Genomic DNA, 12,621 nt, shown 5'->3' with positions numbered 1-12,621 from the left:
CGTCAGTCGCCGATCCGCTCGAACACCGCGGCCAGCCCCTGCCCGCCACCGATGCACATCGTCTCCAGCCCGTAGCGGGCCTCCCTGCGCCGCATCAATGGCCGAGTGCGCCGTTCCGCGTTGCCTGGCCCGTCAGTCACCGATCCGCTCGAACACCGCGGCCAGCCCCTGCCCGCCACCGATGCACATCGTCTCCAGCCCGTAGCGGGCCTCCCTGCGCCGCATCTCATGCGCCAGGGTCGCCAGGATGCGCGCTCCCGTGGCGCCCACCGGGTGCCCGAGGGAAATGCCCGAACCATTGACATTGATCCGCTCGTGGTCGTCTTCGGTGAGCCCCAGGGCGCGCGTACAGGCCAGGACCTGCGCGGCGAAGGCCTCGTTCAGCTCGATGAGGTCCAGGTCGGACAAGTGGAGCCCGGCACGGTCGAGGGCGGTGCGGGTGGCGGGCACCGGTCCGATGCCCATCGTCGCGGCGGGCACGCCCGCCCTGGCGAACGAGACGAGCTTGACGAGCGGGGCCAGGCCCAGCCGCTCGGCGGTGGCGGCGCTGGTCACCAGGCAGGCCGCGGCGGCGTCGTTCTGGCCGCTGGCGTTGCCGGCCGTGACCGTCGCCTCCGGGTCGGACTTCGCCATGACGGGCCGCAGCGCCGCGAGCTGCTCCGCCGTCGTCCCGGGGCGGGGGTGCTCGTCGGCGGAGACGACCGTCTCGCCCTTGCGGGTGCGTAGGGACACAGGGACGATCTCGTCGTCGAACAGCCCGGTGCCCATCGCCCGCTCCGCTCGCTGCTGCGACCTCAGGGCCAGGGCGTCCTGGTCGTCGCGGCTGATGCCGAACTCGCGGCGCAGATTCTCCGCGGTCTCGATCATCCCGCCCGGTACGGGGTGGTTGACACCGCCCGCCGTGACCCGGCCGCGCGCCAGCGCGTCGTGCAGCTCCAGACTGGGCGTCTTGATCCCCCAACGGCCGTCGTGCGTGTAGAACGGCGCCGCGCTCATCACGTCCACACCGCCGGCGATCACGACATCGCTGAAACCGCAGCGGATCTGCATGGCCGCGTCGAGCACGGCCTGAAGCCCCGAGCCGCAGCGGCGGTCGATCTGGACTCCGGAGACGGACGCCGGCAGCCCGGCGTCCAGGGCCGCCACCCGCCCGATCGCCGGAGCGTCGGAGGTCGGGTAGGCGTGTCCCAGGATCACCTCGTCCACCCGCTCCGCGTCGATGCCGGTACGGCTGACGACCTCCGACACGACCCGTGCGGCCAAGGCGGCGGGGCGCAAGGTCGCCAGCGCACCGCCGAACCTGCCGATGGGCGTACGCAGCGGTGCGCAGATGACGATGTCGGGCTGTCCGGACATGTCGCGGTCCTCTCGGGGCGGGGGAAACGGTCGCTCCGACCCTCGCACCGGCAGACTCATCAGGTCCAATACCCGATCAGCCCTGGATTAAGACGGAGACGCGCTCAATCCGGCCGTCGGGACGGCGTCGGCGTGGGCAGCGCCTCCCGGGCCACCGCCAGCACACTGCGGAGTGCGACGGAGGGGTTGTCCGTACGCCATGCCAGGGCCGATTGAAGGCGGATGGCGGGACCGGCCAGCGGGCGGTGCACCATCCCCGTCTGCTGGATGTGGAGACAGGACGACAAGGTGAGCGTCACGCCGACCCCCGCGGCGACCAGCGCCAGGATCGTGTACGAGTCGGGCGCCTCCTGCACGACCCGAGGGTTGAAGCCCGCCTCCTCGCAGACCCTGAAGGTGGCGTCGCGCAGGCTGGACCCCGCGTTGGCGGGGAAGCTGACGAACGGCTCGTCGGCCAGATCGGCGACGTCGATCCGCTCCTGACTCGCCAGCCGATGGTCCGAGGGGAGCGCGCACACCAGCTCCTCCTCGGCGATCATCCGTGCCTCCACCCCCGGCTGGGTGACCGGCAACCGTACGAACCCCAGATCCAGGGAGCCGTCCGCGACCCGGGCGAGGGCGACATTGGCGTACGTCTGCCCCCGCATGACGAGTTCAAGGCCGGGGTGTGCGGCCCGGACGGCCCGGGTGAGCACGGGCAAAGTGGCATGGGTGGAGGCCCCGGCGAAGCCCACGGAGACCCGCCCGTACTCACCCTGCCCGGCGGCCTTGGCGACGCGCACGGCGATGTCGAGGTCGTCGAGGACGGTGCGCACCGGCTTCAGGAAGGACTGACCGGCGCTGGTGAGCCGGACCGAGCGGGTGTTGCGCTCGAAGAGCTGCACGCCCAGCTCCTTCTCCAGCTGGCGGATCTGCTGGCTGAGCGGCGGCTGGGCCATCTGGAGCCGCTTGGCGGCGCGGCCGAAGTGCAACTCCTCGGCCACGGCGACGAAGGAGGTGAGGTAGCGCAGTTCCACAGCCGTTCCCGTTCCCGTTCCGGATTCGGGGGCGAGGGGCCCCGGTCAGTGCACCACAGGCCACTTATCAGCCTGCCGTCTCAATCTGACCTTAATTCGGTATTAGACAGTAATCAATGACCCTGGAAGCGTGGGGGCGTGGACAAGACCATGACGATGAAGGACGCGATCGCCTCCTTCGTGCACGACGGTGACACCGTTTCCCTCGAAGGCTTCACCCACCTCATCCCGACCGCCGCCGGTCACGAGATCATCCGGCAGGGGCGGAAGAACCTCACCGTGGTCCGGATGACTGCGGACATCGTGGTGGATCAGATGCTGGCGGGCGGCTGCGTCTCGACCCTGGTCTCCTCCTTCGTGGGCAACTCCTCCGCCGGATCCCTCGGCGAGCTGCGCCGCCGGATCGAACACGGGGTGCCGGAGCCGCTCGTCTTCGAGGAGTACAGCCACTACGGCATGATCTGCCGCTATCTCGCCGGAGCCCAGCGGCTGCCCTTCTATCCGCTGCGCTCCTACGCGGGCAGCGACCTGCCCACGGTCAACCCGGATCTGCGCAAGGTCACCTCGCCCTATCCCGGGCCGGATGGCGGCACGGAGGAGATCTACGTCGTACCGCCGGTCAACCCGGATGTGACGATCATTCACGCCCAGCGCGCCGACCGCTCGGGCAACACCCAGATCTGGGGGCTCACCGGCATCCAGGCCGAGGCCGTCTACGCCGCCCGCAAGGCCGTCGTCGTCGTGGAGGAGATCGTCGACGACGAGGTGATCCGCTCCGACCCCAACCGCACGGTCGTCCCCTCACACGCCGTGGACGCCGTCGTCGCCTGCCCCCGTGGCGCCCACCCCTCCTTCGCGCAGGGCCACTACGACCGGGACAACGCCTTCTACCGGGCCTGGTCGGCGATCAGCAAGGACGAGGACCGGCTCCGGGACTGGATGGCCGAATGGGTGTACGGCACCCGCGACCACGCCGAGTACGTCGCCAAGCTCGGCGAGGAATTCTGGGCCGGGCTCGCCGTGGGCGATGCCATGAGCCTGCCCGTGAACTACGGACGGCGGCAGTGACCCGCGCCGCCGCCCGAAGCCACCACGGACCCCGCACCGTACGAGACCGGCGGGACCGGCAGGTCCGCCGACCGACAGGCAGATCCGCCGACCGACAGAGAGTGGGACATGAACGTCACACCGGATGCCACCGCGACCGTGGACCGGGCCGCCCCCGCGACCTCCTCCGAACTGCTCGCCGTCGTCGCCTCCCGCGAACTCGCCGCCAAGCGCACCGTGTTCGCGGGCATCGGGCTGCCGACCCTGGCCGCCTCGCTGGCCCATCTCACCGTGGCGCCCAGCATCGAGATCGTCTATGAGTCCGGTGTCTGTGGGGCCCACCCCTCCCACCTGCCCGAAACGATCGCCGACGCCGTCCTGATCACCGGCGCCGAGGCCGTGCTGTCCATGGCCACCCTCTTCGGCTCCGTCCTCCAAGGCGGCCACATCGACGTCGGCTTTCTCGGCGCCGCCCAGATCGACCGGTGGGGGAACCTCAACTCCTCCGTCATCGGCGACTGGCACGAGCCCGCGGTGCGCCTCCCCGGTTCGGGCGGCGCCATGGAGGTCATGGCCAACTCCCAGGAGGTCTTCGTGGTGATGCGCCGCCATGACCCACGGTCCTTCATGGACAAGCTGGACTTCTGCACCTCGCCCGGGCCCGACCGCGCAGTGGCCGACGGCATCACCCCGCTCGGCGCCGGTGTCACCCGCGTGATCACCGATCTGGGCATCCTCGCCCGATCGGGCGCCGGCGAGGAGCTGCGACTGGTGGCCGTCCACCCCGGCGTCACCGTCGACCAGGTCCGCTCGGCCACCGGCTGGGACCTACGGACCGCCGACACCGTCGCCACCATCGAGCCACCCACCGAGGCCGAGCTGCGGCTGCTGCGCGAGGACGTCGACCCCGACCGCGTCTATCTGCGCTGAGGACACGTGGAGCCGGGAACCGTATGCGCATCAGAATCGTGGGAGCCGGGGTCATGGGCCGGGGCATCGCCCAGTGGGCCGCGGCCGCCGGACACACCGTCGAACTCGCCGACGCCCGCAGTTCGGCAAGCCGATCGCGTCGTTCCAGCTGGTGCAGGAGCTGATCGCGGACTCCGCCGTCGACGTCAAGGCGTCCCGGCTGCTCACGCACCAGGTCGCGCGCATGGCCGACGCGGGCATCGCCGTCGCGAGCCTCGTACCGCTCGGTCAGCCGCGCGTACGCGGCAAGCGCATCCGCATGCGAAAGCCCCTGTTCTCGGCCGTGCCGATGGAACGGATTCGAGGACGAATCAGCGTCACAACCGCGGAGCAGAGCTCTACGCGGTTGCGCGCGGGGCGATCACAGAGTTCCCATGCAAATCAACGTACGCGCGCACCCGGCTACCAGGCAACGCGATTTCGGCCGATCACGCCGTTCTGTGGTTGGGGCCAAGGCGTGGTGCCCTTACGCTCACTCAGGGCGCAACACGGGCCGCAGCGCGTCCAGCACCGCTGGGTCCTCGATCGTCGACGGCACCGGTGCGTCGCGACCGTCGGCGATTCCGCGCATCGTCTTGCGCAGGATCTTTCCCGACCGGGTCTTGGGCAGCGCGTCGACCACCGCGACATCCCGGAACGCGGCGACCGGGCCGATCTCCCGGCGTACCGCTGCGACCAGCTCCTGGTGGAGGTCTTCGTCGCTGATGTCGGCGCCCGCCTTGAGCACCACGAAGCCCCGGGGCAGCTGGCCCTTGAGTTCGTCGTGCACCCCGATCACCGCGCACTCGGCGACGGCCGGGTGGGCCGCGAGCACCGCTTCCATCACACCGGTCGACAATCGGTGCCCCGCCACGTTGATCACGTCGTCCGTGCGGCCCATGACGAACAGGTAGCCGTCCGCGTCGCGGTACCCGGAGTCACCGGTCAGGTAGTAGCCGTCGTACTGGGACAGGTATGCCTCGACGAATCGCTGGTCGTCACCCCACAGGGTGGGAAGTGCGCCGGGAGGCAGCGGGAGCCGGATCGCGATCACGCCTTCCTGACCCGCGGGCAGTTCGGCACCGCTCTGGTCAAGGATGCGCACGTTCCAGCCGGGCACCGGAACCGTTGCCGACCCGGGCTTGACCGGCATCGGCTCCAGCCCGTGGGGGTTCGCCGCGATCGGCCAGCCGGTCTCGGTCTGCCACCAATGGTCGACCACCGGTGTACCGAGGTTCTGGTGCGCCCAGCGGTAGGTCTCGGGGTCGAGCCGCTCCCCGGCCATGAAGAGCGTGCGGAACGACGAGAGGTCGTACCTCTTCAGCTCGGCCGCCTCCGGGTCGACCCTTTTGATCGCCCGCAATGCCGTGGGAGCGGTGAACAACGCCTTCACACCGTGCTCGCTGATCACGCGCCAGAACGCGCCGGCATCCGGTGTACCGACCGGCTTGCCCTCGTACAGCACGGTGGTCGCACCGATCAGCAGCGGCGCGTAGACGATGTAGGAGTGACCGACCACCCAGCCGACGTCGGACGCGGTCCACCAGACGTCGCCCGGCCCGATGTCATAGATCGCGGCCATCGACCACGCCAGCGCGACCGCATGGCCACCAGTGTCGCGGACGACGCCTTTCGGCTTGCCGGTGGTACCGGAGGTGTACAGCACATACAGCGGGTCGGTCGCCGCCATCGGAACCGGATCGACCGGCTCGGCGCCGGCGACGAGATCCGCCCAGTCCAGATAACGCCCGCCCAGTTCTGCTCGCGCCGCGTCGCGCTGCAGGACGACGACCTTGTCCGGCTGGTGGGTGGTCAGGTCGAGCGCCGCTTCGACGATGGGCTGGTACTCCACGATCCGCGTCGGCTCGATCCCGCAGGACGCCGCCACGATCACGGCCGGTTCGGCGTCCTCGACGCGGGCGGCCAACTCCTTGGGCGCGAAGCCGCCGAACACCACCGAGTGCACTGCGCCGATCCTGGCGCAGGCCAGCATGGCGACGACCGCCTCGGGCACCATCGGCATGTAGACGATGACCCGGTCGCCCTTGGCGACACCCAGCGAGCGCAGCGCGCCGGCGAAGAGCGCGACCTCGTCACGGAGCCCGGCGTAGCTGAAGCGCCGGACCGCACCGGTCACCGGGGAGTCGTAGATCAGCGCGGTCCGGTCGCCGAGGCCGGCCTCGACGTGCCGGTCCAGCGCGTTGTACGCCGTGTTGAGTTCGCCGTCGGGGAACCACCGCAAGAGCGGTGCACGGGAGTCGTCCAGCGCCCGGGTCGGCGGCCGGGTCCAGTCGAGCGCCGCTGCCGCGTCCAGCCAGAACCCTTCGGGATCCTCGAGGCTGCGGTGGTAGGTCTCGTCGTACGCGCCCATCAGACCTCCTCACGTCGTCGCTCGGCCTTGAGAACTGTGACCTTGAAAACTGTGATCAGTCTGGCCCATCGACCGGGCGGCGACCAGCCTCGCAGGCGGCGGACGGTGGCCGGCGGGCAGCGGCCAGGTCCATCAGCTCGGCTTTCCTGATCTTCCCGGTGGTGGTGAGCGGCAGTTCGCTGACCAATTCCACGAGGGGCACCTTGTAGACAGCCATGGTGCGCCGCGCCCACGCGGACAGCTCGGGCGCCGTCAGCGCGCTGTCCGGGAGGGTGCGCACGAACGCGTAGGGAAGCTGGCCGCGTTCCGGGTCTTCCACCGGGACCACCGCCGCCGCCAGGACCTCCGGATGGCGGCCGAGCAGCGTCTCGACCTCGGTCGGAAAAACGCTCATCCCGTTCACCTTGATCATTTCCTTGGCGCGGCCCAGGTAGTGCAGACAGCCGTCCTCGTCGAGCAGACCGATGTCCCCGGTGTGCAGCCAACCGTCGTGCAGGGCCTCCGCGGTGGCGGCGGGCTGCCGCCAGTAGCCGGTCAGGAGCGAGGGCCCGCGTATGATGATCTCTCCGCGCTCGCCGAGCGGCAGCGGCCGCCCGGTGACGAAGTCCACGACCATGACGTCGGTGCCGGGGACGGGCAGCCCGCAGAAGACCGGTTCGGTGAGCAGGTCGTGGTCCTCGTCCTGGAAGCCGAGGGTCCAGGTGTCACTGGTGTGGGTCTCGGTCATGCCGTACGACGCCTCGCGCAGCACACTGTGCGGGCCGACCGCGTCCGTCCAGCGCTTCCGCAGTGAAGGGGTCAGCTTGCGGATGAACGAGACGGTCAACGGCGCGGTGAGACTGCTCAGGTCGTGCCGGGAGAAGTCCGGCAGGTCGAGCATCTCCAGGTAGTTCTCCACGGTCCCGGCCATGACGCTGACCCGGTGGCGCTCGATCGCGGCGAGCGCGGCGGCCGCGTCCCAGCGCGGGAGGAGCACGCTGGTACCGCCGCTGGCCAGGGGCGCGAGGATGCCGAGGTTCTCGCCGGCGATCCAGAAGACGGGCAGATGGCAGAGGTAGACGGCGCCCTTTCCGGCATCGGGGGCCAGGGTCCCGGAGTCCACGGCGGCCGCGGTGTAGAGCATGTGGCGCTGAGTGTGTTCGCAGCCCTTGGGCATGCCGGTGGTCCCGCCGGTGTAGTTGAGCGCGGCGAGCGCGTCCAGGTCGCGCGCGCAGCGCCCCAGGCGAGGGTGGGCGAGGGCCTTCGCCCAGGGGCCGGGCGGCGCGCCGGGGAGCATGTCGGAAGCGGTGGTGACCAGGACCCGCCGCACGGGGGTGTCGGCGCGTACGGCCTCAAGGCCGGACGCCAGGGTGTCCAGGGCGACGACCACCTCGGGCCCCGCGTCGCGCAGTTCGTGGCGGAGTTCGGCTTCTTTGAACATCGGGTTCACCGGTACGTGGACGGCGCCGAGCCGCAGCACCGCCAGCATCGTCACGATGAACTGCGGGCAGTTGGGAAGGTAGACGCCCACCCGGTCGCCGGGGCGCACGCCGGCATGGCCGTCCAGCCATCCGGCCAGCCGGTCCGCGGCCTCGTCGAGCTGCGCGTAGCTGATCACCGAGGACCGGAAGACCACGGCAGGCCGGTCGGGGGCCTCCTGCGCCCAGTGGCGTACGCAATCGGGCACCGGCACCTCACCGGCGCGGTAGCGGATCTCGGCGGGGTGCCCGGGCGGGCGGATCCGGCCCTGACGGCGGCGGACATCGTCCAGGTACGCCTCGTACTCGTCGTCGACCTCGACACGCATCGGCGGCTCACTTTCTGCCTGGCGGAGTGACTCCCAGAAGTTGCAGATACATCGCGGTCAGGTCGCGCACGGCCTGATCGCGCTCGCGGGGGGATTCGGCGATCAGCTGGGCGAACCGCGCGTTCATCCCGGCGACCGCCCTCGCCACTGCCAGGGGTGCGGCGGCGGGCGCCGCCCTGCCTTCCCCGACGAGACGGCGGACGTAGCGGGCCATGCGGTGCATCGGGCGGTCCTGGATCTCCTGCCACAGGGCCTGGACCAGCTCGTCTGCGGGCGCCTGTTGCTCGATGAGCCCGAGCAGGGGCAGATGCGCGACGTAGGCGTCGATGAAGGCCGCGACGGTCGCCTCGGCCAGGGCATGGGCGTCGTCCACGTCCACCCCGGGGATCTCCTGCGCGGCAAGGAAGGCGTCCCGTGCCCGCACCGCGAGCTCCCGGAAGATCTCCTCCTTGGAGGCGAAGTAGACATAGAAGCCGGCCCGCGACAGCCGCGCCTCGCCGGTGATGTCCGCGACCGTGGTCCGGGCGTAGCCGCGCCGGGCGAACACGGTCTCCGCCGCGTCGAGGAGCAGCGTGCGGGTGTGGGCATCCCGTCGGTCGCGTGCCGTACGAGTCGCCCACTGCCGCTGTGCTCCGCGTGTGCCGTCTGCCACGCCACGGAGCATATTGACGTTGACGTCAATGTCAATGACCATGGCCGCACCGCACCGCCGCCTCAGCGTGAAGGAGCCCTCATGGGGTCGCCAGCCGTGCTCGTAGCCAACCGCGGAGAAGTCGCCGTCCGTGTCTTCCGGGCCGCGGCCGAGGCGGGAATGCGTACCGTCGCGGTCTTCGCCGAGGACGAATCCGAGCCGCTCCACGCGGAACTGGCCGACGAGGCGTATCCGTTGCGCGGGACGGGCCCGGCCGGGTACCTGGACGGTGAGCACATCCTGGCGGTCGCCCGGCGCGCCGGATGCGAGCTGCTGCATCCCGGCTATGGATTCCTCAGCGAGAACGCCGCCTTCGCGGCTCGCTGCGCCGCTGAGGGAGTCGGCTTCGTCGGGCCCCGCCCCGAGGTGCTGGAGCTGTTCGGGGACAAGGCGCGGGCGCGCGAGCTGGCGGCCGGGCTCGGGGTGCCGGTGCTGCCCGGGACACCGGGCCCCACGACCCTGGCGGAGGCACATCGATTCCTGGCCTCCCTCGGGCCGGGCACCGCCGTGATGGTCAAGGCGCTGGGCGGGGGCGGCGGGCGGGGGATGCGCGCGGTGCGCGGCCCGGCGGAACTGGACGAGGCGTGGGAACGCTGCGGCTCGGAGGCGACAGCCGCCTTCGGGCGCGGCGAGCTGTACGTCGAGCGGCTGCTGGCCGGAGCCCGTCACATCGAGGTGCAGATCGCCGGTGACGCGACGGGCGCGGTGACCCACCTGTGGGAGCGTGACTGCTCCATCCAGCGGCGCCACCAGAAGCTCATCGAGATCGCACCCGCGCCGCAGCTGCCTGAGGACGTCCGGGACCGCCTGCTGGACGCGGCGCTGCGCATGGGCGAGGCGGTGGGCTACGAGGGTCTGGGCACGTTCGAATTCCTGGTCGAGGGCGGCGAGTTCCACTTCATCGAGGCCAACCCGCGGCTCCAGGTCGAGCACACCGTCACCGAGGAGGTGACCGGCACCGACCTGGTGGCCGCGTCGCTGCGGCTGGCCACCGGGGAGACACTGGCGGACATCGGACTGGGCGGCGGCCGACCGCCGGAGCCACGCGGCGTCGCGATCCAGGTACGGGTCAACGCCGAGGCGCTCGGCCCCGACGGCGCCTCGCTGCCCTCCGCGGGAACCCTCACCCGTTTCGAGCCGCCGGCCGGCCCCGGCATCCGGGTGGACACCGCGGCCCGGCTCGGCCAGCGGGTCGGGACGCGCTACGACTCGCTGCTGGCCAAGGTGGTGGTGCGGGCACAGGCACTGCCGACCGCCGCGCAGCGGGCCCAGCGGGCGCTCGCGGAGTTCCGTGTCGAGGGCGTACGGACCGGGATCCCGCTGCTGTCCGCGGTCCTGGCGCATCCGGCCTTCACCCGAGGCGGCGCCGACACCGACTTCGTCACCCGGCACCTGCCCGAACTCCTCGCGGCGGCGGAGACGGACTCCAGCGCGAATCCCGGCACGGAGCCCGGCGCGGAGCTCAGCACGGAGCCCGGCGCGGAGCTCAGCACGGAGCCCGGCACGGATGCGGCCGGGGCCACCTCCGCGCCGGGAACGGTGGTCGCCCCGATGCACGGGGCCGTCATCGCCGTGGACGCCGCGCCCGGTGACCACGTTCTGGCCGGCCGTCAGGTCGCCGTCATCGAGGCGATGAAGATGGAGCACGTCGTCCGGGCGGTCTCCACCGGAACCGTACGACGGGCAGCGGTGGCCGTCGGCGACTCGGTCGGCGAGGGACAGCCGCTGCTCTTCGTGGACCCGGACCCGGAGGAAGACGGGCCGAGCGCGGGGGAGCCGGAGGAACGCCCCGACCCCGACCTCGTACGGGCCGACCTGGCGGAGGCACTGAGCCGGCACGCCATCGGGCTGGACCCGGCCCGCCCCGACGCGGTGTCGGCACGCCACCGCATCGGCCGCCGCACCGCTCGCGAGAACATCGCGGACCTGTGCGACGACGGCAGCTTCACCGAGTACGGCGCGCTCGCCATCGCCGCCCAGCGCCGCCGCCGCACGTTGGAGGACCTGATCGCCTCGACCCCCGCCGACGGCATGGTCACGGGGGTCGCCACCGTGGGCGGCGATCCGTGCGTCGTGATGTCCTACGACTACACGGTCCTGGCCGGGACCCAAGGCGCCCAGAACCACCGCAAGACGGACCGGATGCTGCAGCTCGCCGAACGTCGGAGGCTGCCCGTCGTGCTGTTCGCGGAGGGCGGCGGCGGCCGGCCGGGTGACACGGACACCACGTCCGTGGCCGGTCTGGACCTCACGACGTTCCATCAGATGGGGCGGCTGAGCGGGCTGGTGCCACTGGTGGGCATCGCGTCGGGCCGGTGCTTCGCGGGCAACGCGGCCCTCCTCGGGTGCTGCGACGTGATCATCGCGACTCCCGAGGCCACGATCGGCATGGGCGGGCCCGCCATGATCGAGGGCGGTGGGCTCGGGGTCTTCCGGCCGGAGCAGGTCGGCCCGAGAGAGGTCCAGGTGGCGAACGGGGTGGTGGACCTGCCGGTCGAGGACGAGGCGGAGGCGGTGGACACGGCGCGCCGCTACCTGTCGTACTTCCAGGGCCCGCTCGGCGACTGGGAGGCCCCGGACCAGCGCCCGCTGCGCCACGCCGTGCCGGAGAACCGCCGCCGCGCCTACGACATGCGCGCGGTCGTCCACGGCCTGGCGGACACCGGCTCCGTCCTGGAACTGCGCCCGGGGTTCGGCCAGGGTGCGCTGACCGCCCTGGTGCGGATCGAGGGCCGCCCGATGGGCCTGCTGGCCAATAATCCGCATCACCTCGGCGGGGCGATCGACCGCGACGCGGCGGACAAGGCGGCCCGTTTTCTCCAGCTCTGCGACGCCTTTGGACTGCCGGTCGTGTCCCTGTGTGACACTCCCGGCTTCATGGTCGGCCCGGACGCGGAACGCACCGCGACCGTCCGGCACTTCTCCCGGCTCTTCGTGACCGGTGCGAACCTGTCCGTGCCCGTGGTCGCCCTGATCCTGCGCAAGGCGTACGGCCTGGGCGCCATGGCCATGCTCGGCGGCAGCACCCACGCTCCGGTGGCCACCGCGGCGTGGCCCAGCGGGGAGCTCGGCGCGATGGGCCTGGAGGGCGCGGTACGGCTGGGCTACCGCAAAGAGCTGGCGGCCATCTCCGACCCGGGCGAACGCGACCGGGAGTACGAGCGGCTTCTGGCCGAGCTCTATGACCGCGGCAAGGCCGTCAACGCCGCGGCCGCGCTGGAGGTCGACGACGTAATCGACCCGGCCGACTCGCGCCGCTGGATCACCGCTGCCGTCGACGACCGGCGTACGGAGTCGATCCCGGCCGGCACCAAGCGCCGCCCGTTCATCGACACCTGGTGATCGCCATCCGGGGCACCCACAGTGTGGCTCCCCGCCAGACCTCGTCCCGACCGTACGCTGACCA

8 protein-coding genes and 2 pseudogenes are annotated in these 12,621 nt (G+C 71.4%); 5 read left to right on the top strand and 5 right to left on the bottom strand.

The window, feature by feature from the left end; all coding sequences use genetic code 11:
* Window positions 1-132 precede the first annotated feature (132 nt).
* Window positions 133-1,356, bottom strand: coding sequence for an acetyl-CoA C-acetyltransferase (locus ABZU99_RS19985; protein WP_356046100.1), 1,224 nt, complete (start codon window positions 1,354-1,356; stop codon window positions 133-135).
* Between the two features lie 104 nt (window positions 1,357-1,460).
* On the bottom strand, window positions 1,461-2,372 hold the full coding sequence (locus ABZU99_RS19980) for a LysR family transcriptional regulator (RefSeq protein WP_356046099.1): 912 nt from the start codon (window positions 2,370-2,372) through the stop codon (window positions 1,461-1,463).
* 138 nt (window positions 2,373-2,510) lie between these two features.
* Between ABZU99_RS19980 and ABZU99_RS19975 the strand changes: the two genes are divergently transcribed.
* From ABZU99_RS19975 to ABZU99_RS19960, 4 genes and pseudogenes are all read left to right on the top strand, one after another.
* A complete protein-coding gene (locus ABZU99_RS19975) occupies window positions 2,511-3,440 on the top strand; it encodes a CoA-transferase (RefSeq protein ID WP_356046097.1) in 930 nt (309 codons plus the stop codon).
* Window positions 3,441-3,548: 108 nt separating this feature from the next.
* A complete protein-coding gene (locus ABZU99_RS19970) occupies window positions 3,549-4,349 on the top strand; it encodes a CoA-transferase (RefSeq protein ID WP_356046095.1) in 801 nt (266 codons plus the stop codon).
* 23 nt (window positions 4,350-4,372) lie between these two features.
* Window positions 4,373-4,468, top strand: a pseudogene (locus ABZU99_RS19965) (3-hydroxyacyl-CoA dehydrogenase NAD-binding domain-containing protein); the annotation flags it as partial.
* Window positions 4,423-4,530: pseudogene (locus ABZU99_RS19960) on the top strand (acyl-CoA dehydrogenase family protein); the annotation flags it as partial. The pseudogenes ABZU99_RS19965 and ABZU99_RS19960, both read left to right, overlap by 46 nt.
* Window positions 4,531-4,860: 330 nt before the next feature.
* Here ABZU99_RS19960 and ABZU99_RS19955 read toward each other — a convergent pair.
* The 3 genes from ABZU99_RS19955 to ABZU99_RS19945 are packed head-to-tail and all read right to left on the bottom strand — an operon-like array spanning window position 4,861 to window position 9,176.
* Window positions 4,861-6,738 carry a propionyl-CoA synthetase gene (locus tag ABZU99_RS19955; RefSeq protein ID WP_356046093.1) on the bottom strand — a complete coding sequence of 626 codons (1,878 nt, stop codon included), beginning with the start codon at window positions 6,736-6,738 and terminating at the stop codon, window positions 4,861-4,863.
* 55 nt (window positions 6,739-6,793) lie between these two features.
* Entirely contained in the window at window positions 6,794-8,524 is a 1,731-nt protein-coding gene (locus ABZU99_RS19950; RefSeq protein WP_355944218.1) for an AMP-binding protein, read from the bottom strand.
* A gap of 7 nt (window positions 8,525-8,531) precedes the next feature.
* Window positions 8,532-9,176 (bottom strand): helix-turn-helix domain-containing protein, encoded by a 645-nt coding sequence (locus ABZU99_RS19945; protein WP_355944216.1) that lies wholly within the window; start codon window positions 9,174-9,176, stop codon window positions 8,532-8,534.
* 81 nt (window positions 9,177-9,257) lie between these two features.
* Here ABZU99_RS19945 and ABZU99_RS19940 point away from each other — a divergent pair, with 81 nt between their 5' ends.
* Entirely contained in the window at window positions 9,258-12,557 is a 3,300-nt protein-coding gene (locus ABZU99_RS19940) for a carboxyl transferase domain-containing protein (protein ID WP_356046090.1), read from the top strand.
* The last annotated feature ends 64 nt before the right edge of the window (window positions 12,558-12,621 follow it).

It is taken from the genome of Streptomyces sp. NPDC005266 (assembly GCF_040607655.1).
Taxonomy (GTDB): Bacteria; Actinomycetota; Actinomycetes; order Streptomycetales; family Streptomycetaceae; genus Streptomyces.
The sequence above is the reverse complement of the archived record's forward strand: the minus strand, read 5'-3'. Positions and strand labels throughout refer to the sequence as shown.

Bases quoted from the DNA above. Each gene is read 5' to 3' on its own strand.
- ABZU99_RS19985 (WP_356046100.1), bottom strand. From the start codon at position 1,356: ATGTCCGGACAGCCCGACATCGTCATCTGCGCACCGCTGCGTACGCCC.
- ABZU99_RS19970 (WP_356046095.1), top strand. From the start codon at position 3,549: ATGAACGTCACACCGGATGCCACCGCGACCGTGGACCGGGCCGCCCCC.
- ABZU99_RS19955 (WP_356046093.1), bottom strand. From the start codon at position 6,738: ATGGGCGCGTACGACGAGACCTACCACCGCAGCCTCGAGGATCCCGAA.
- ABZU99_RS19950 (WP_355944218.1), bottom strand. From the start codon at position 8,524: ATGCGTGTCGAGGTCGACGACGAGTACGAGGCGTACCTGGACGATGTC.
- ABZU99_RS19940 (WP_356046090.1), top strand. From the start codon at position 9,258: ATGGGGTCGCCAGCCGTGCTCGTAGCCAACCGCGGAGAAGTCGCCGTC.